This window comes from Bradyrhizobium zhengyangense, from assembly GCF_022012555.1.
Classification (GTDB): Bacteria; Pseudomonadota; Alphaproteobacteria; order Rhizobiales; family Xanthobacteraceae; genus Bradyrhizobium; species Bradyrhizobium zhengyangense.
In genome coordinates, this window is the sequence record NZ_JAKLTZ010000001.1 from 168232 (window position 1) to 185980 (window position 17749).

A 17749-nucleotide genomic window follows, 5' to 3' on the forward strand; every position below is an offset into this window, starting at 1 on the left:
ACAGATCGGCTCGCGCCAATGCGGACGACCATGGGGTCATAAGGAGCTGCAATGCTCGCGACGTTGAACAGCCGCCAGATCGTCGATGAGATCGTGAAGGACACGGTCAAGGACAACGATCCGCATGACGCGGTACAGATTTCGCCTGACGTGATCAAAGCGTCGCGCGTGGGCAGCGAGGCGCCGACGCTGGCACCGGAGTTCACGGCGCGTCCCGAGCCAAAATTCCCGCTGGAGCGGAAATTCGCGATCGAGCCGAAGTTCAGTCCCGTATCGGAGCCGCAAGCAGCCGCGCCCCAAGCAGTTGCACCTTCGGTCGACACCGCCGTCCGCGTCACCGCAAGCGACGATCGCATCGAGCCGAAGCGATCGGCCGCAGGCAAATGGCTCCGCGGCGCCTTCCTCACGTTCCTGTTTGCGGGCGGCAGTGCCGCCGCGACGATCGCCTGGGAGAAGCACGGCGACACTGCGACGCAGATGCTCGCCGAATGGACGCCGACCCTGGCGTCGCTGCTACCTTCGACGTCGCAGACAGCACCGGTTGCAGCCGCGCAGGCGGCACCGCCCGTCGCGCAGGATCAGACCGCTGATCAAACGGTGCTACCGCCCGCCCCGCCAGTTGCCACGGCCGCTGCCGCGCCCGCCGCGCCTGCAGCTACACAAACCGATGCTGCGCCTGCAGTGGAATCGATGACGCGCGACATCGCCGCGATGGCGCAGCAGATCGAGCAGCTCAAGGCCAACATCGCCGAGTTGAAGGCTGGTCAGGAACAGATGGTGCGCGAGATGGCGAAGTCGCCAGCGCCCAAGCCGATCGCCGAGGCGAAATCACCGGTCAATCCGCCCGCACGCGTGTCGGCGCTGCCGCCGCGCGCTCCGGCGCCGATGCCTGTTCGCAAACCGAAGCCCGTGGTGTCGCACACCTACGCGCCGGCTTACGCGCCCGCGCCCTTAGCACCTCCGCCGCCTTCGCAGGCTGCCGCGGTGCCGCCGCCACCGGTCGCGCCGCCGGTCGCGACGACACAAGCTGTTGCTGATGATGACGGACCCGTCGTGCGTCCGCCGATGCCGCTGCGCTAGAGCCGCATCCATCGACGACGCAAGCTGTCCGACTCGACGTGACGATGTGAGTCCGTGCGACTACGGTGATGCGCGAACGTGCGCAAAGAGAAAAGGCCGTCGGGATTTATGCCGCCGGCCTTCTCTTGCAGCTGCCGGTTCCCGGAGCCCGGTTCTGCTGCAATTCCATGCCTTATGATCAGGCTGTTATATTTAATAAAATCTTAAAGCACCCGAACGTTGCACATCATTTCTGCGCCATACGCACAGAGATTGCGCGCTCCGTTCATCGGTTGGAGATCGACTCAGTGCTACGATCCAGCATGTGTCGAAGACTTCCGTTGAAGCCTTCCTGTGAAGATCTGGGTCGTCACACCGGGGAATTCGGATGCCTTACTATTCCTTCGATCTCGTTGACGGTGAAGAGTTCAAGAACCAGGGCGGTATCATCCTCGAAGACATCGAGGTCGCCTCTGATCGTGCCGTTCAACTCGCAAGCGAGCTGTCGCAGGTGAAGCCTGAGCTGCAGCGGAAAGGTTGCTCGGTGCGCGTCACCGATCGCGATCATAAAGAGGTCTATCGCACGCCGCTCGATCCCGTGCCGGCCTGGCGGCGCTAAGCGCCTGCACCGCACGAACAGGCAACAATCGCGCCCCGCCACCATTGCGGAGCGGCCCTCAGGACGCTAGCCTCCTCAAAAAACGAGGAGGACCTAGGGATGCGCGCCCCTTTTCTGATGGCAGGCCTGTTGCTGATCGCAGCTCCAGCCCAGGCGGCTGACGACCACACCCGCTCGAACTATGTGACGATGGTCTTGCAGGCCTTCGCCGCCAAGGTCGAGTGCCCTGGTACGGACGTGGTCTATCAGGATCTGGTGCAGAAGGCTCAGCAGATGCAACTGCCCGACGGCACCACCGAGCAGGTGCGCAAGGCCATTGCCTGGATGCACACCGGCGGCAAGATGGGCGAGAAGCAGGCCGACGACATCATGGCGGAGGTCGCGGTCGCAACCCAGACGACCGACCTCGACCAGCGCCGGCTCGGCATGAGCAATTGGTGCGAAAAGCAGAAGACCAGCCTCGCCGGTCTGATCCGCAGCAAGGGCGGCTAGGCCTAGCTTGGCCGTTAAGCACGCCGCGGCGGAACCGACGCTCCGGCCCATAATCGTCACATTCCTGGCCAGCATGCGGGTCGTATTCAACTCGGAGAACCCCATGCGGATACCTCATCTTGTCTTCGCCGGTGCGCTCGCGGTGAGCGCCGTGCTGGCAGCGCCAGCGCTGGCGAGAAATGCCGACGCCCAGAAGGGCGAGGACAAGGCGGCCTCTTCGTCCTGCAGCGCCTATCAGCAGGGGCCGGATGGATCCTGGGAGCAGCTTCCCTGCAAGGAGACCGGCGAGCGGGCGCAGCCGCAGACCCAGCACAAGCCGTTGCCGCAAGGCGCCGAGCAGGGCGAGCGCTGAGCTGCCGATCCTAGGGGAACCCGGCCGGTTCCGGTCGGGTTAAGGTGGACGGCTTGCCGCGGGGCCCCCGCCCAATAGAATGCGTGGACAGGCTGGAGAGCTGTCCTGGAAACGCCAACCCCGCGAGCGCTTGTGGATTCGATCGAGTTTGAGGACCTGCAACGCCGCCTGAAGGCGCTTGAGGAGGAAAACACACGCCTCAAGGCCCAGCGGATCGCCGTGGTCAGCGAGCGCCAGAAGGTCGAATCCGCCCTCGCCGAAAGCGAGGAGCGCTATCGAACGCTGTTCAACTCGATCGACGAAGGCTTTTGCATCATCGAGTTCTTCGACGGTCCTCATGGTCCGCTCAGCGATTACGTCCATGTCGAGGCCAATCCCGCCTACACCCAGCATGCGGGCATTCCCAACGTGGTCGGCCAGAAGGTCCGCGAGATGGTCCCGGATGAAGCCGACGGCTGGGTCGAGCTTTACGGCGGCGTCCTGCGTACCGGCCTCCCGATCCGCTTCGAGCGCGAGCTGGTCGCGACCGGCCGCCACCTCGAGCTCGCCGCCTTCCGGGTTGAACCAGCCAGCCGCAAGCAGGTCGCCGTGCTTTTCCAGGACATCACCAAGCGCAAGCGCGCCGAAGAGGCGCTGCAGCAGCTCAACGAAACGCTGGAGGCGCGGGTGGTCGCGGCGCTGGCCGAACGCAAGCTCATGGCCGACATCGTCGAGGGCACCAACGCCTTCGTGCAGGTCGTCGACCCCAACTTCCGCTGGCTTGCGATCAACAGCGCCTCTGCCCACGAATTTCACCGTATTTTCGGTACCATGCCGAAGGTCGGTGACAACATGCTTGAACTGCTTGAGGATCAACCGGAGCAGCTGCAAAGCTATCAAGGCCGTCTGGTCCAGGGCCCTTGCGGGCGAGGAATTCGTCGAAATCGGCGAGTTCGGCGACCCGGGCCGCGCCCGCAGATCCTACGAGATGCGTTTCAATTGCCTGCGCGATGGCGACGGTCAGCTGATCGGTGCCTACCAGTTTGTCTATGACGTCACCGAACGCCTGCGGGAGCAGGAGCGATTGCGTCAGGCCGAGGAGGCGTTGCGCCAGTCGCAGAAGATGGAAGCTGTCGGCCAGCTCACCGGCGGCATCGCCCACGACTTCAACAATCTGCTCACCGGCATCACCGGCTCGCTCGAACTGCTTCAGACACGGATCGGCCAGGGCCGCATTAAGGAGATCGACCGCTATGTGAACGCAGCGCAAGGCGCCGCCAAGCGCGCGGCCGCGCTGACCCACCGCCTGCTCGCCTTTTCGCGTCGGCAGACGCTCGATCCCAGGCCGACGGACCTGAACCGGCTCGTGATGGGTATGGAGGAATTGATCCGCCGCACCGTCGGTCCCGAGATCGCCTTGGAGGTCGTCACATCAGGCGGATTGTGGGCCACGTTGATCGATGCCTCGCAGCTCGAGAACGCGCTCCTGAATCTCTGTATCAATGCCCGTGATGCCATGCCGGGTGGCGGCCGCATCACCATCGAGACCGCCAATCGCTGGCTCGACGAACATGGCGCGGGCGAGCGCGATCTCGAGCCCGGGCAATATGTCTCGCTCTGCGTCACCGACACCGGCATCGGCATGCCCGCCGAGGTGATCGAGCGCGCTTTCGATCCGTTCTTCACCACCAAGCCGATCGGCCAGGGCACCGGCCTCGGCCTCTCCATGGTCTACGGCTTCGTGCGCCAGTCCGGCGGACAGGTGCGGATCTATTCCGAGGTCGGCCAGGGCACGACCATGTGCCTCTATCTGCCACGGCATTACGGCAAGGACGATGACAAACCGTCTCTGCTCGCCAGCAAGACCTCAGAGCGCCCGCAGGCGAGCCACACCATCCTGATCGTCGACGACGAGCCGTCGATCCGGATGCTGCTGACGGACGCGCTGGAAGAGATCGGTTTCAGCGTGATCGAGGCCCATGACGGCCCGACCGGACTAAGGATGCTGCAATCGGATGCGACGATCGACCTGCTCGTCACCGATGTCGGCCTTCCCGGCGGCATGAACGGCCGCCAGCTCGCGGATGCGGCGCGTCTCACGCGTCCGGAGCTGAAAGTTCTGTTCATCACCGGCTATGCGGAGAACGCCATCATCGGCAACGGACAGCTCGCGCCCGGCATGCAGGTGCTGACAAAGCCATTCGTGGTCGAGGCGCTGGCGAGCCGCGTCCTCGACATGATCAACGACGGAACCGGAAAGACCTGACGGCGCTCAGCTGTGGGCCGGGCCCCGCATGATCTTCATGGCATCGGCGATGTGACGCCATTCCTTGGCCTCGTCAGCCTCCCCACGCCCCTCGCAGGCCTGCGCCTGTTCGGCAGCCTTGGCAATCGCCGCGAAACCATGCTGTTCCAGCATCTGCCGGGCGACGGTGTGAACCTGGACCTCGGACATCATGGGCGTTCTCCCGTTATGAGGACACCGCAGCGCCCGGCTCGGCGCTCCGCGGTTTGGTGACAACGACCGAATAGCGCGTCTCGTTCCGCTCATCTGCAAACGACGAAGGCGGCCCGCTGTGCCCAGCGGACCGCCTTCTCACCCACCCCAAATCGGGAGCGGCGTCGGCGGGGCACCCCTACCCGACCGCCACTTTCTTGCGCTCGAAATCGTTGGGCACCTCAATGTCGACCTCGAGGGTCGAGACCTCGTCGCCGCGCTCGAGCCGTACGATCACTTTGGTCGGATCCAGCATCACGTGCTTGGAGACGACGGCCAAAATTTCCTCACGCAGCACACCGAGCAGATCGGGTTGGCCGCGCATTCCGCGTTCATGGGCAAGCAGAATCTGCAACCGTTCGCGAGCGACGGGTGCGGATGCCTTGTTGCCGCGGAGAAGCCGGAGCAGACCCATGCTCATGCAGCCCTCCGTCGCAGCAATCGATCCATGAAGCCCTTGCGCTCAACAGGCACCTGCATGGCGATGGTCTCGCCGCACAGCCTGCGCGCCGCGTCGATATAGGCTCGCGCGGGTGCGCCTTCGGCGTTCGACAGCGTCACTGGCGTGCCGACATTGGAGGCGCGCAGCACGTCCTGGCTCTCCGGGATGATGCCGAGCAAGGGCGTTGCGAGGATTTCCAGGATGTCGTCGATAGTCAGCATCTCGCCGCGCGCCGCGCGCGAGGGATCGTAGCGGGTGATGAGAATGTGCTTCTCGACCCGTTCGCCCTTCTCGGCCCGCACGGTCTTGGAATCCAGCATGCCGATGATGCGATCGGAATCGCGCACCGAGGACACTTCCGGATTGGTGACGATCACGGCCTCATCGGCAAAGCGCATCGCCATGGAGGCGCCGCGCTCGATGCCGGCCGGGCTGTCGCAGATTACCCAGTCGAAGCGGCTGCGCAAATCGGCGATGACCTTGCCGACCCCCTCTTCCGTGAGCGCATCCTTGTCGCGGGTTTGCGAGGCCGGCAGCAGCCAGAGATTCTCCAGCCGCTTGTCCTTGATCAGCGCCTGCGGCAGCTTTGCCACGCCCTGCACCACGTTGATGAGGTCGAACACCACGCGGCGTTCGGCGCCCATCACGAGGTCGAGGTTGCGCAAGCCGACGTCGAAATCGACGACGACGACCTTGTCGCCGCGTTGCGCCAGCGCAGCTCCCAACGCGGCGGTCGTGGTCGTCTTGCCGACGCCGCCCTTGCCTGATGTCACGACCAGTACCTTGGCCATTTCAAATATCTCCTTCTGGTCAGTTCAGCGCAGTAATTCGCATGGTGTTGCCTTGCAGCCAGGCCTGGGCCGGCTTGCCGCGCAAGGCGCTGTCGATGTCGTCCGCAGTTTGATAAAATCCATCAATTGCAAGCAGTTCGGCCTCGATCTTCTGGCAATAGATGCGCGCGCTCGTGTGTCCGTTAACGCCCGCCATGGCGCGGCCGCGCAGCGCGCCGTAGATATGGATGGATCCGCCGGCGACGACCTCGGCGCCGGAGCCGACCGAGCCCAGAATGGTGACGTCGCCTTCCGGAAAGATCACGGTCTGGCCGGAGCGCACGGGGCTCTCAAGCAGCAGCGAGGTCGGCCTGCTCTCGGCCTTGGCCTCCGGCTTCTTCGGGGCCGTCGGTTCGATCACGCAGCTGCGCCCGCCCGACAGCAGCGGCGGCATCGACGGGGTCAGCCTGCCCTCGTCCACGCCCTCGATGCCGAGCACGCGGATGTTGCGGTCCTGCAGGCTGGTGAGCAGATGGCCGATGCCGGCTTGGCTGAGATCGACCGAGGACAGGTCGATCACCACAGGCCGTCCGGCGAAGAAGCCCGGCGAGCGCGCGATGGTGGTGTCGATCTCCTGGAGCCAGTCCTGGATCGGAACCGTCGGCACGAACACGAAGGCCACGTAGGAGCGACCGCGCAGGCGCACCATTTGGCGTTGGACTTTTGCTGCAGCCTCCATAGCGGCCGACTCGTTCCCTGTTATTGAATGGTTAACGATGCCGTCGATATGGTTAATGGCCGGTTAATTTCTCCGTGGGGTTACGTGGTACACCCGAACTGTCATCGCCCGCGAAGGCGGGCGATCCAGTACTCCGAGACGGTTTTGGGTCAATCGATAGGCCGCGGCGTACTGGATGCCCCGCCTGCGCGGGGCATGACTCTGGATTATGAGGCAAGCGCTTTCGTCGACAGCCCCTACTTCTTCACCTTGCTCGCATCCATCTTGATGGCGGGGTCGAGCATCTTGGTCGTGAACGCTGTGGTCACGTCGAACGGCTTTTCCATGCCGAGATAGGTCTGGACCAGCTCGTAATCCTTCTTCATCCGCTCGCCGTCGATCCAGCCCAGGCCCTTGGTCGTGGTGAACTCGTCCGTCATCAGAAACTTGATGCGCTCCCACTGGCGTTCCTGGTTCTCCTTGTCGAGACCGGAGACCTGGTCGAGCAGCGCCTTCAGGCATGGCGTGACGTCGGCAACGCAGGCGGCAAAGGCCTTCTGCGAGATGCGCACGAAATCCTCGACGAGCTTCGGGTTCTTCTGCAAATACGCGCCGTTGACGATCAGCGAATTGCCGTAAGGGTTGAGGCCGATGTCCTTCCAGTTGACGTAGCCGAGGTCCGGCCCGAACTCGATCACCTTCAGATCGTGCTCGTTGTAGAAGTCGCTGATGATGTCGACCGTGTGGCTCTTCAACGCTGCGATCTTGGCGGTCGGACCGATATTGACGAAGCTGACGGAGTCAGGCGCGAGACCCGCCGCCTTCGCGAACGCAGGCCACATCACGCGCGAGGCATCGCCGGGCGGATTGCCGATCTTGTGGCCGGCAAAGTCCTTCGCGCCGTTCACGCCATAGCTCTTCAGCCAGTAGAAGGTCTGGCCGGTATTTGCGTAAATGCTCATCAGGGCGACATCGTCGGCGCCCTTGCTCTTGGCGACCAGCATGGTGGCGAGATCGGCGATGCCGAACGGTGAGCCGCCGGAGCCGACCTTGGCGGCGGAGACGCCGGAGCCCTTGCCGACCTCGATGGTGAGGTCGATGCCAGCCTTCTCGTACCAGCCTTGCGCCTTGGCATAGTAGAACGGCGAATGATCGGCGGTCGGCGTCCAGTTCAGGATCAGGTTGACCGCCTCGCCCGCACCTGCCGGGGCCACCGGCAATCCGAGCATCAGGGTTACGATCGCAGCCTGCAAACGCTTCATCGTACTCTCCTCATTCCCGCGACCCGGCTTGTCGCTCCCGCCATGTCCGGTTACCAATGCAACAAGCCCGTCCTCAACTTGTCAACTGTTTGGTTGGAAATGCCCGCAAAACGCTCAGGCGACACCGTGCCGCAGCGCCGCGACCCCGTCGCTACCCGCAAGAAACTGCTCACCGCGGCACGCCAGGAGTTCGCCCGGCACGGTTTTGCGGGCGCCCGCGTCGACGAGATCGCCGAGCGCGCCGGCGTCAACAAGCAGCTGGTCTACCATTACTTTGGCGACAAGGACGCGCTCTACCTCGCCGTACTCGAATGGGTCTATGAGGACATCCGCGAACAGGAGCGCAGGCTCAATCTCGAAGGCCTGCCGCCGGACAAGGCGATCCGCCGGCTGATCGAGGCCTCGTTCGACCATCTGGCCGCCAACCCTGATTTCATCGTACTTTTGAACGATGAGAACCGCGGCGGCGCCCGCCATGTCCGCGGTTCGACGCGGCTGGAGGCGATGCATTCGCCGCTGGTCAAGAGCGTCTCGCACATCCTCCATGAGGGCGTGCGCTCAGGGATGTTCCGCAAGGGGATCGACCCCATCCAGCTCTACATCTCCATTGCGGGCCTCTCCTATTTCTTCTTCTCCAATACGCCGACGCTGTCGGCGATCTTCGGCAAGGACCTGTCGAGCCGTACGGCCCGGCGCGCGCGCCGCCGGCATGTCGCCGATCTGGTGCTGCAATCGCTCCGGCCGTAATCAACCAGCTGGTTGAAACTTGCCCCGCGGACGGTTAGGTTCGGCTTGCGGCAGCGAGGCCGAAGCAATAGGGAGCGGATGGTGGCAGGTGGCGGAGCAAGGCCGGCGCGCAGCTTTGCGATCGTCCTGATCGTGCACCTCGCCGTGCTCGTGCTCTGGCAGGTCGCGGTCGACGCCTTCCACGTGCCGAAATTCATCCTTCCCTCGCCGCTTGCGACGGTGCAGACGCTGGGAACCGCCAGCTACGCCTGGGGCGCCAATACGCTGGTGACGGCGATCGAGATCCTCGGCGGCTTCGCGCTCGGCGCCGTCGTCGGCGTCGCGCTCGCCGTGATCTTCAGCTGGGCGCCGCTGGTGAGCCTGGTGCTGCTTCCGCTGTTCGTGACGCTGAACATGATCCCGAAGGTCGCGCTGGGACCGCTCTTCATCGTCTGGTTTTCGTACGGCATCCTGCCGAACATCCTGATCGCCTTCAGCATCTGCTTCTTCCCGATCCTGCTCACCACCGCGCGGGGCCTGCGCGAGGTCGAGCCCGACCTGCTCGATCTCGTCAAATCGCTGCGCGGGTCGCGCTGGACGCTGTTCCGCAAGATCCAGCTGCCGGGCTCCCTGCCTTACGTGTTCTCCGGCATGAAGGTCGGCGCCATCCTCGCGGTCGCCGGCGCGATCGTCGGCGAGTTCATCGCCTCCGAGCGCGGGCTCGGCTACCTCATGATCCAGGTGCAGTCCTCGCTCGACACGCCCGCGATGGTCATGGCCGTCGTGCTGCTGACGCTGCTCGGCGTGGCCCTCTACGGCCTGGTGCTCGCCCTCGAACACATGTTCGTCGTCGGCGACGCAAGACAAACCTGAGACGGCAAGCCTAACGAAGGACCGATCGATGCTGCTCACCCGCCAGACGCTGCCGAAGACCATTCCTGACATCGCAGCCCTCGACGATCTGCTGTGCCGGCCGACGCAGGCGCTGATCGATGACCTCAAGAAGGTCGAGGGCGACATCATGGTCCTCGGCGTCGCCGGCAAGATGGGCCCGACGCTGGCGGGGCTGGCGAAGGCTGCGGCGCCGGATCGCCGCGTCATCGGTGTGGCGCGCTTTAGCGAGGCCGGCATCAAGGACTGGCTGCACGCGCGCGGCGTCGAGACCATCAATTGCGACCTCCTGGACGAGACCGCGATCAAGGCGCTGCCGAAGGCGCCCAACATCGTCTTCATGGCCGGCCGCAAGTTCGGCGCCGAGGGCGATCTGTCGCTGACCTGGGCAATGAATGCGCATGTCCCGGCGCTGGTGGCGCAGGCCTTCCCGTCATCGCGGATCGTGGCGTTCTCGACCGGCTGCGTCTATCCGTTCGTGCCGGTCGACGGCAAAGGCTCCACCGAAGAGATGGCGCCGAACCCGCCCGGCGAATACGCCCAATCCTGCGTCGGGCGCGAACGCATGTTCGAGTATTTCTCGCACAAGTTCGGCACGCCCGGACGGCTGTTCCGGCTCAATTACGCGATCGACATGCGCTACGGCGTGCTGCACGACATTGCCACGAAGGTGCTCACGGGCACGCCGATCGATGTCAGCCTTGGCCATGTCAATTTCATCTGGCAGGGCGATGCCTCCGCGCAGGCGCTGCGGTGTCTGGCCCATTGCACGGCGCCGACCTCGCCGATCAATGTCAGCGGGCACGAGATCCTTGCTGTGCGCGACCTCGCCACGAAGTTCGGTGCAAGGTTCGGCCGTGCGCCAGCGCTGATGGGCAAGGAAGAGCCGACCGCCTGGCTCACCGACACGTCCAAATCAGTCGAGCTGTTCGGCCCGCCGGTCGTCGACACCGAGCAGCTGATTGCCTGGACGGCCGACTGGGTCTCCCGCGCCATGCCGAGCCTCGGCAAGCCGACCAAATACGAGGTGCGCGATGGCCGTTACTGACGGGCTGCCCGTCATCAAGCTCGGCGTCGAGGATGCGATCGCCGGGCTGGTACTGTCGACGGAAGCGAAGTGGAACCAGACCGAAGAGGATTGGCGCGTCTTCCTGCACGAGGGCGTCGTGTTCGGCATCCGCAACGGCCCACTGCTTGTCGCTACCGCTGCGCTGCTGCCCTACTCCGGCAACAACGCCTGGATCAGCATGGTGCTGGTGACATCGAGCCATCGCCGGCGCGGCCTCGCAACGCGCCTGGTCGACGCCTGCCTTGAAACCGCACGCAAGAACGGATTGACCAGCTGGCTCGATGCGACGCCCGAGGGCGCTGCCGTCTACGGGCCGCTCGGCTTTACCCCGACGCTGCAACTGCGGCGATTGAAATTGGTCATGCCGCCGCGCCTCCCCACGCCACCGCCGCCGGCCGCATCGCTCGATACGCTGCGCACGCGGGACCTGCGCGCCACCGGTTTCGACCGCAGCGCCCTCCTCACCGCCTTTGCGCAGCGCTCCGGCTCGCGCATCGTCGCCTCGCACGGCGCGATCGCGCTGATCCGCGACGGCAGGACCGCGCGCCATATCGGCCCCCTGTTTGCGGACAATGCCGCCGACGCGCTGGCGCTGGTTCACGCGATCGCGCGATCCGAGAACGCACCGCTGCTGATCGACGTGGTCGCCCCGCAGGCCGCGTTCCTGGAAGGATTGATCGCCTCGGGCTGGACCATCGAACGACCGTTCCAGCGCATGCGGCTCGGCCCCGCCACATCAGCGGGCGATGAAATGCCGTTCGCCGTTGCCGGCCCTGAATTCGGATAGGACATCATGCACCACAGCCAGATCAACAGCGACATCCGCAAGCTGATTGCCGAAGGCACCGTGCTGCCGGCGCATCCGCTCGCCCTCACCGCCGAGCGCCAGCTCGACAAGAGACATCAGCGCGCGCTGACGCGCTACTACATCGACGCCGGCTCCGGCGGTCTCGCGGTCGGCGTCCACACCACGCAGTTCGCGATCCGCGATGTCGGCCTCTACCGACCCGTGCTGGAGCTTGCCGCCGAGACGGCAGCAAACTGGACCAGGCGGCCGCTGGCGATGGTCGCGGGCCTTGCTGGTCCAACAAAGCAGGCCGTCACTGAGGCCCGCACGGCACGCGACATCGGCTATCACGCCGGCCTGCTCAGCCTCGCCGCAATGAAGGGCGCTTCCGAGGACGAGATCATCGCGCATTGCACGGCGGTCGCCGTCGAAATCCCGCTGGTCGGCTTCTACCTCCAGCCGGCCGTCGGCGGCGTCATCCTGTCGAGCCGGTTCTGGCAGCGCTTTGCCTCCATCGACAATGTCATCGCCATCAAGATCGCGCCGTTCAACCGCTATCGCACCCTCGACGTGCTGCGTGGCGTCGCCGCCGCCGGCGCGCTCGACCGCGTCGCGCTCTACACCGGCAACGACGACCACATCCTGCTCGATCTGATGCTGCCATTCGACCTGCGCGACAAGGGCGTCACCACGCGCACCTATTTCAAGGGCGGTCTTCTCGGCCATTGGTCGGTGTGGACGGCGAGCGCCATCAAGCAGTTCGAGCGCTGCAGACAGGCGCGACACAAGGACAGCGTGCCGGCCGATCTGCTCGCGCTCGATGCCCGCGTCACCGACTGCAACGGCGCCTTCTTCGACGTCGCCAACAATTTCCACGGCTGCATCGCCGGCTGTCACGAGGTGCTGCGGCGTCAGGGCCTGATGCGGGGCCTATGGTGCCTCGATCCGAACGAGGGCCTCAGCCCCGGCCAGAAGGAGGAGATCGATCGCGTCACGCGCGAGCATGCCGACCTCAGCGACGATTCCTTCGTCGCTGCCAATTTGAGCAAATGGCTGGCATGAGCCCAAAGCCCTTCATCAGCCTGCAAGGCGTTCGGAAGATCTACCGCAGCGGCGGTGGCGAATTCCTGGCGGTGTCCGACGTCACGATGGACGTGCAGGAAGGTGAACTGGTCTCGCTGGTCGGCCCGTCCGGCTGCGGCAAGACCACGGTGATGAAGATTCTGGCGGGCTTGCACAAGGCCGATGGCGGCACGGTCACGATCGGCAATGCCGACAGCCCGTTCGATCCGAGCCGCGACATCGGCATGGTGTTTCAGCAAGCGTTGCTGCTGAAATGGCGCACCGTCCTGGACAATGTGCTGCTGCCCGCCGAGATCGTGGGACTGCCGATCAAGGCCGCACGCGAGCGGGCGCGCGACCTGCTCAAGCTGGTCGGACTTGCCGGCTATGAAGAGAAATATCCGCGCGAGCTTTCCGGCGGCATGCAGCAGCGCACCGCCATTGCGCGTGCCTTCATCCACGATCCAAAGCTGATCCTGATGGACGAGCCGTTCGGCGCGCTGGACGCACTGACGCGCGAGCAGATGAATCTGGAGATGCTGCGGATCTGGCGCGAGAGCGGCAAGACCATCGTCTTCGTCACGCATTCGATCCAGGAAGCCGTGTTCCTGTCCTCGCACTGCGCTGTGCTGACCGCGGGCCCCGCGAAGATGGCCGATTACTTCCCGATCGACCTGCCCTTCCCGCGCGACCTGCCGCTGAAAACGACGGATGCGTTCGGCGCCTATGCAAGACGCATCTATGCGAAGCTGGGGTTGGGGGCGGCCTAAGCCGCACGACAGATCTCGTAGGGTGGGCAAAGCGAAGCGTGCCCACCAACTCCATCGATCTATCGTAAAGATGGTGGGCACGGCGCAAGAGCGCCTTTGCCCACCCTACGAGAGCCGGGCGCGACGCAAACACCGCCGCCCTCCTCACAATCAGCTCTTGTTGCGCATCTTGCCGAGCAGATAATTGTCGTAATAATTCTCCGCGATCTGCGTGTAGAACAGCAGCTCCTTCATATACGCATCGTGGCTGTCCTTGGTGCGCTTGAACAGGTCGCTCTTGGCGGCGAGCTCGTTCAGATGATCCTGGGTCGCGCTGTAGCAGGCTTCCATCACTGGCTGCGGAAACGCTTTCAGTTCCGCGCCGTTGGCGATCAGGCGCTTCAGCGCGGCCGGATTGACGCTGTCATACTTCTCCAGCATCCAGGCTCCGGCAGCCGAGGCCGCCTGGTTGACGATGGCCTGGTACTGCTTGGGCAGGCTCGCCCATTTCTCGTCATTGACGATCATGTGCAGCATCGCGCCGCCTTCCCACCAACCGGGGAAGTAGTAGTATTTGGCGACCTTCTGGAAGCCGAGCTTCTCGTCATCGTAGGGACCGACGAATTCAGCGGCATCGATCGAGCCCTTCTCCAGCGCCGCATAGACGTCGCCGCCGGCAAGCTGCTGCGGCACGATGCCGAGCCGCGCCAGCACGTGGCCACCCATGCCGGCGATGCGGAATTTGAGGCCCTTGAGATCGTCGACGGTCTTGATCTCCTTGCGGAACCAGCCGCCCATCTGGGTGCCGGAATTGCCGCAGAGGATGGCGTGGGCCTTGAAGGGCTTGAGAGCCTCGTCGGCGAGCTCAGCGCCACCACCAAAGTACCACCACGATTCCTGATGGCGGTGATTCATGCCGAACGGCACGCCGGTGGCGTAGGCCAGCGCCGGCTCCTTGCCGATGTAGAAATAGAGCGGCGTCTGCGCCATCTCGACCGAGGCGACGCTGACGGCATCGAGCGCCTGCAGGCCCGGAACGAGCTCGCCGGCGGCAAAGGTCTGGATCTGGAATTTGTTGTCGGTGGCCTCGGCAACATATTTCGCAAAGGTCTGCGCCGTGCCGTAGATGGTGTCGAGCGACTTCGGGAAGCTCGAGGTCAGGCGCCATTTGATCTCGGGCGCGCCTTGCGCGATCGCGGGGGCAGCCACCAGCGTCGTCGCGCCGGCGACCGCGCCTCCCTTAAGGAATGTACGGCGTTTCATGTTGGGCTCTCTCCCTCTGAATCAGGCTTGAAATGGATGGCGTAATCCACCGTCTTCGCGGACCGTTTGCCCGTTCCTGCCATGCAGTTCAAGCCATGATAAAGGAGGGGCGACTTGCCAAATCGCCGCGTTGCGGATCGCTCAGGCGTCCTCGACAAAGATCGACAGGGCCTGGCGCAATTCCTTGTAGGCGCGCGGTCCGATCTTGGCCGCCAGCGCCTTGTCGCTCTCGGCAGCCGCCGGCCTGAGCCGGGCGAGCAACGCGATACCGGCCTCGGTCAGATAGAGCACGTAGTAGCGGCGGTTGACCGCCGACGCGGTACGCCGCACCAGGCCGCGGCTCTCCAGATGATCGACCAGCCTGCCAAGCCCTGCCCGCTCGATCGACAGCAGCTGCGCGACCGCGAGCTGGTTGACGCCGGGATTGGCATCGATCACGCAGAGCACGGAAAACTGCGCGGGGCTGATCTCGAAGGCCGCCAATTGCCGGCTGAACTCCTTGAAGATCCAGAGCTGCGCCCTGCGGATGCTGTAGCCCAGCAATTGCGTGAGGTCGCCAAGCGCAAGCGGCTTCGCCTTGGCCGGCTTGGTGCCGGACACGGCGCGGGGCGCCGATCGCGACGGCTTTGTCACGCGTGCTGGCCGCTGCGGTCGTGCGATCCGTTTCCTCACCCGTGCCTTGCCTGGCTGCATCGACCCGCATCTTTCGCAGAGCCGGTGCAGGCGCATCCGGCGGATTCGGACAGCTAACCTAACGCAACGTGGCCCGATCGAGAAGCCGGGCGGGTTCCGTCCTCGCATCTACAGCTTCTACGACAGGTTGCACAGCAATATCGCGCGATGCGTCATGTTGACACGGCAACATCGCTCCCTTAAGCATCGTGAAAGCCCGCCGTCATGCGAGCGGGTTCAAGGGGAGCGAAATTCGGTGCCGTCATCGGGGGTGGACGCCGATCCGCATGCCATCGTGCATGCGCGGCGGAACGACTTTGCGCGCGGCCGATGCCGCGCTGGCGCCGACCATGGGCGCGCGAGCTTCTCTTCCAACAACACTATCGCAGATCACGCCGCCAAGCCTTGCCGTCTTGCGGCGCGCCGGGCGTGTTCGTTCACGCAGCAATCATGAAACTGGGAGGACATGACATGAAACGACTTTTCCTGGCATCGACGATCATCGCCACTTGGGCGTCTCTTGGTCCCCAGGCCACGGCGCACGGATTGCCGCCCAGCGGCGTGGCGCCACGTGCGTCCTGCACTGCCCTCACCGGCCTCACGCTGCCGAATACGCAGATCCTGAGCGCGACGCAAAAGTCGGGCTATTGCAACGTGGTCGGCATCATCAACAAGCGCGTCTCGACGCAGGATCCAGATCACTTCACCTACGGCATCGGCTTTGCGCTCAACCTTCCCAACACCTGGCACGGCCGCTTCGAAATGATGGGCGGGGGCGGCACCGACGGCGGCCTCAATGCCGACCCGCAAGGCGCAGCCGGCGTCGAGGTCGGCCAGGGCTGGGCGGTCGCAGCCGATGACGGCGGCCACGAGGACAATCCGGCCAATGCCGTCGGCGGTTATCAGGACGACGACGCCAATGCCGGCGGCTCGGCGCATTTCGCCATCGATGCGCAAGCGCGCCGCGACTACGGCTACAACGGGATCGAGAAGACCGCGACCACCGCCAAGCAGATCATCTCCTATTTCTACGGCCTCGACACCGTCTATTCCTACATCATGGGCTGCTCGAATGGCGGCCGCGACGCGATGGTGGCGTCGCAGCGGTCGCCCTGGCTGTTCGACGGCGTGATCTCGCAAAACCCCGGCTTCAACCTGCCGCAGGCGGCGCTCGCCGAGGCCTGGAACGAGCAAGTGCTCGGCACGCTCTCCACCAGCAAGGACGTCAACGGCCAGCCGTTCATCCCCGACACCTTCCCGCAGCAGGACCTTCAGGTGGCATCGGCCGCGATCCTGAGCGCTTGCGATGCGCTCGACGGCCTCGTCGACGGCATCATCGACAATTACCACGCCTGCACGGCCAAGAAGGTCTATCCGGCGCTCGCAAGCTACACCTGCGCCACCGGCTCGCACGGCAGCACGCCGCATGGCGGCACCTGCCTCACCAGCGGCCAGGTCGATGCGCTGAAGAAGATCTACGCCGGCCCGGTCAACTCCAGGGGCGAGCGGCTCTATTCGAACTGGTTCTGGGACGCCGGCATCTGGACGCCGCCCTCGGCGCCCGGCGCAGGCTGGCAACTCTGGAACGTCGTCACTGCGCCGGTGCCTGGTGTCAATACCGCGATCAATCTGACGCTCGGCGCCGGTGCGATCCCGATGATCTTCCAGACGCCGCCCGTGGTCACGCCGGTCAACGGGCCCACCGGCCAGGAAGCCTTCGTGTTCAAGTTCAACTTCGACACCGATGCGCCAAAAATCTTCACGAAGACCGCGGCCTATCCGGAGAGTTCGATGGACTTCATGGCGGCGGTCGCAACGGACTTGCGTCCGTTCCGGGCGCGCGGCGGCAAGCTGATCATCTCATCCTCGGTCAATGACGGCATCTTCTCGGGCGCTTCAATCGCCCGCTGGTATCGCCACATGAACCAGCGCATGGACAAGCACGCGACCGATTTCGCGCGGCTGTTCATGGTGCCCAACATGGCGCATTGCGGCGGCGGCGCGGCGACCAACAACTTCGCCACCAACGAGCTCAAGGCCATCACCGACTGGGTCGAGAACGGCATTGCGCCGGAGCGCATCGTCGCGGCCAACACCAACACCGCCTCGCCCTACCCGGCCGGCGGCCTGTTCGACCCGCGTGTTGCCCAGAACTTCCCGACCGGAGGGACGCGGCCGCTTTGCGTCTATCCCAGGATCGCAGCATACAAGGGCAGCGGCCTGACCAGCGATGCCGCCAACTTTGCCTGCGTCGATCCCGGCTTTGGTCGCGGCGGCGACCACGACTTCGACGACGATGACGATGGCCACAGCGGCGACCGGCACTGATCGTTCGTAACT

General features: G+C 64.6%; 19 protein-coding genes and 1 pseudogene. 13 read left to right on the forward strand and 7 right to left on the reverse strand.

Translation table 11 applies throughout. The features are described 5' to 3' along the window. Positions 1-51: 51 nt before the first annotated feature. The 6 genes and pseudogenes from L6639_RS00855 (at position 52) to L6639_RS00875 (ending at position 4767) form a co-directional block, all read left to right on the forward strand. Positions 52-1080, forward strand: coding sequence for a hypothetical protein (locus L6639_RS00855; RefSeq protein ID WP_237858150.1), 1029 nt, complete (start codon positions 52-54; stop codon positions 1078-1080). Between the two features lie 367 nt (positions 1081-1447). Next, complete coding sequence (locus L6639_RS00860) at positions 1448-1678, forward strand: DUF6894 family protein (protein ID WP_057757659.1); 231 nt, start codon at positions 1448-1450, stop codon at positions 1676-1678. A 99-nt stretch (positions 1679-1777) separates the two neighbouring features. Further along, on the forward strand, positions 1778-2170 hold the full coding sequence (locus tag L6639_RS00865) for a hypothetical protein (RefSeq protein ID WP_237858151.1): 393 nt from the start codon (positions 1778-1780) through the stop codon (positions 2168-2170). Positions 2171-2273: 103 nt separating this feature from the next. Next, complete coding sequence (locus L6639_RS00870; protein ID WP_237858152.1) at positions 2274-2522, forward strand: hypothetical protein; 249 nt, start codon at positions 2274-2276, stop codon at positions 2520-2522. A gap of 219 nt (positions 2523-2741) precedes the next feature. Next, positions 2742-3098: pseudogene (locus L6639_RS43435) on the forward strand (PAS domain-containing protein); the annotation flags it as partial. Positions 3099-3345: 247 nt separating this feature from the next. Further along, positions 3346-4767 carry a PAS domain-containing sensor histidine kinase gene (locus L6639_RS00875; protein WP_377818511.1) on the forward strand — a complete coding sequence of 474 codons (1422 nt, stop codon included), beginning with the start codon at positions 3346-3348 and terminating at the stop codon, positions 4765-4767. A gap of 6 nt (positions 4768-4773) precedes the next feature. Here the strand turns inward: L6639_RS00875 and L6639_RS00880 are convergent, their stop codons facing one another. The 5 genes from L6639_RS00880 to L6639_RS00900 all read right to left on the reverse strand — a co-directional run bounded on the left by L6639_RS00880 (position 4774) and on the right by L6639_RS00900 (position 8190). Beyond that, positions 4774-4959, reverse strand: coding sequence for a hypothetical protein (locus L6639_RS00880; protein ID WP_094974415.1), 186 nt, complete (start codon positions 4957-4959; stop codon positions 4774-4776). Between the two features lie 178 nt (positions 4960-5137). Next, complete coding sequence (gene minE / locus L6639_RS00885) at positions 5138-5419, reverse strand: cell division topological specificity factor MinE (RefSeq protein WP_128952114.1); 282 nt, start codon at positions 5417-5419, stop codon at positions 5138-5140. Then, complete coding sequence (minD, locus tag L6639_RS00890) at positions 5416-6231, reverse strand: septum site-determining protein MinD (RefSeq protein ID WP_237858153.1); 816 nt, start codon at positions 6229-6231, stop codon at positions 5416-5418. The genes minE and minD overlap by 4 nt, the downstream gene beginning before the upstream one ends. A gap of 19 nt (positions 6232-6250) precedes the next feature. Then, positions 6251-6949: a septum site-determining protein MinC gene (gene minC / locus L6639_RS00895; RefSeq protein ID WP_237858154.1), complete on the reverse strand. Its 699-nt coding sequence runs from the start codon at positions 6947-6949 to the stop codon at positions 6251-6253. Between the two features lie 236 nt (positions 6950-7185). Then, complete coding sequence (locus L6639_RS00900; protein ID WP_237858156.1) at positions 7186-8190, reverse strand: ABC transporter substrate-binding protein; 1005 nt, start codon at positions 8188-8190, stop codon at positions 7186-7188. 99 nt (positions 8191-8289) lie between these two features. Between L6639_RS00900 and L6639_RS00905 the strand changes: the two genes are divergently transcribed. From L6639_RS00905 to L6639_RS00930, 6 genes are all read left to right on the forward strand, one after another. Next, a complete protein-coding gene (locus L6639_RS00905; RefSeq protein WP_237858157.1) occupies positions 8290-8937 on the forward strand; it encodes a TetR/AcrR family transcriptional regulator in 648 nt (215 codons plus the stop codon). A gap of 81 nt (positions 8938-9018) precedes the next feature. Then, positions 9019-9789: an ABC transporter permease gene (locus L6639_RS00910; RefSeq protein ID WP_237858158.1), complete on the forward strand. Its 771-nt coding sequence runs from the start codon at positions 9019-9021 to the stop codon at positions 9787-9789. Positions 9790-9817: 28 nt separating this feature from the next. Continuing rightward, positions 9818-10855 carry an NAD-dependent epimerase/dehydratase family protein gene (locus L6639_RS00915; protein WP_237858159.1) on the forward strand — a complete coding sequence of 346 codons (1038 nt, stop codon included), beginning with the start codon at positions 9818-9820 and terminating at the stop codon, positions 10853-10855. Further along, positions 10842-11663 (forward strand): GNAT family N-acetyltransferase, encoded by an 822-nt coding sequence (locus L6639_RS00920; RefSeq protein WP_237858162.1) that lies wholly within the window; start codon positions 10842-10844, stop codon positions 11661-11663. Before L6639_RS00915 ends, L6639_RS00920 begins: the two co-directional genes overlap by 14 nt. 6 nt (positions 11664-11669) lie before the next feature. Next, entirely contained in the window at positions 11670-12725 is a 1056-nt protein-coding gene (locus L6639_RS00925) for a dihydrodipicolinate synthase family protein (RefSeq protein WP_237858163.1), read from the forward strand. Continuing rightward, positions 12713-13495, forward strand: coding sequence for an ABC transporter ATP-binding protein (locus tag L6639_RS00930; protein ID WP_237858165.1), 783 nt, complete (start codon positions 12713-12715; stop codon positions 13493-13495). The genes L6639_RS00925 and L6639_RS00930 overlap by 13 nt, the downstream gene beginning before the upstream one ends. A 150-nt stretch (positions 13496-13645) precedes the next feature. On the opposite strand, the gene L6639_RS00935 is transcribed toward L6639_RS00930, so the two are convergent. Next, positions 13646-14737 (reverse strand): TRAP transporter substrate-binding protein, encoded by a 1092-nt coding sequence (locus L6639_RS00935; RefSeq protein ID WP_237858167.1) that lies wholly within the window; start codon positions 14735-14737, stop codon positions 13646-13648. Between the two features lie 141 nt (positions 14738-14878). Beyond that, positions 14879-15370 (reverse strand): MarR family winged helix-turn-helix transcriptional regulator, encoded by a 492-nt coding sequence (locus tag L6639_RS00940; protein ID WP_237858169.1) that lies wholly within the window; start codon positions 15368-15370, stop codon positions 14879-14881. Between the two features lie 510 nt (positions 15371-15880). Between L6639_RS00940 and L6639_RS00945 the strand changes: the two genes are divergently transcribed. Further along, positions 15881-17737 carry a tannase/feruloyl esterase family alpha/beta hydrolase gene (locus tag L6639_RS00945; protein ID WP_237858171.1) on the forward strand — a complete coding sequence of 619 codons (1857 nt, stop codon included), beginning with the start codon at positions 15881-15883 and terminating at the stop codon, positions 17735-17737. The last annotated feature ends 12 nt before the right edge of the window (positions 17738-17749 follow it).

Coding starts and splice junctions, on each gene's coding strand:
- L6639_RS00855 (WP_237858150.1), top strand. CDS start 52: ATGCTCGCGACGTTGAACAGCCGCCAGATCGTCGATGAGATCGTGAAG.
- L6639_RS00860 (WP_057757659.1), top strand. CDS start 1,448: ATGCCTTACTATTCCTTCGATCTCGTTGACGGTGAAGAGTTCAAGAAC.
- L6639_RS00865 (WP_237858151.1), top strand. CDS start 1,778: ATGCGCGCCCCTTTTCTGATGGCAGGCCTGTTGCTGATCGCAGCTCCA.
- L6639_RS00870 (WP_237858152.1), top strand. CDS start 2,274: ATGCGGATACCTCATCTTGTCTTCGCCGGTGCGCTCGCGGTGAGCGCC.
- L6639_RS00880 (WP_094974415.1), bottom strand. CDS start 4,959: ATGATGTCCGAGGTCCAGGTTCACACCGTCGCCCGGCAGATGCTGGAA.
- minE (WP_128952114.1), bottom strand. CDS start 5,419: ATGAGCATGGGTCTGCTCCGGCTTCTCCGCGGCAACAAGGCATCCGCA.
- minD (WP_237858153.1), bottom strand. CDS start 6,231: ATGGCCAAGGTACTGGTCGTGACATCAGGCAAGGGCGGCGTCGGCAAG.
- minC (WP_237858154.1), bottom strand. CDS start 6,949: ATGGAGGCTGCAGCAAAAGTCCAACGCCAAATGGTGCGCCTGCGCGGT.
- L6639_RS00900 (WP_237858156.1), bottom strand. CDS start 8,190: ATGAAGCGTTTGCAGGCTGCGATCGTAACCCTGATGCTCGGATTGCCG.
- L6639_RS00905 (WP_237858157.1), top strand. CDS start 8,290: ATGCCCGCAAAACGCTCAGGCGACACCGTGCCGCAGCGCCGCGACCCC.
- L6639_RS00915 (WP_237858159.1), top strand. CDS start 9,818: ATGCTGCTCACCCGCCAGACGCTGCCGAAGACCATTCCTGACATCGCA.
- L6639_RS00920 (WP_237858162.1), top strand. CDS start 10,842: ATGGCCGTTACTGACGGGCTGCCCGTCATCAAGCTCGGCGTCGAGGAT.
- L6639_RS00925 (WP_237858163.1), top strand. CDS start 11,670: ATGCACCACAGCCAGATCAACAGCGACATCCGCAAGCTGATTGCCGAA.
- L6639_RS00930 (WP_237858165.1), top strand. CDS start 12,713: ATGGCTGGCATGAGCCCAAAGCCCTTCATCAGCCTGCAAGGCGTTCGG.
- L6639_RS00935 (WP_237858167.1), bottom strand. CDS start 14,737: ATGAAACGCCGTACATTCCTTAAGGGAGGCGCGGTCGCCGGCGCGACG.
- L6639_RS00945 (WP_237858171.1), top strand. CDS start 15,881: ATGAAACGACTTTTCCTGGCATCGACGATCATCGCCACTTGGGCGTCT.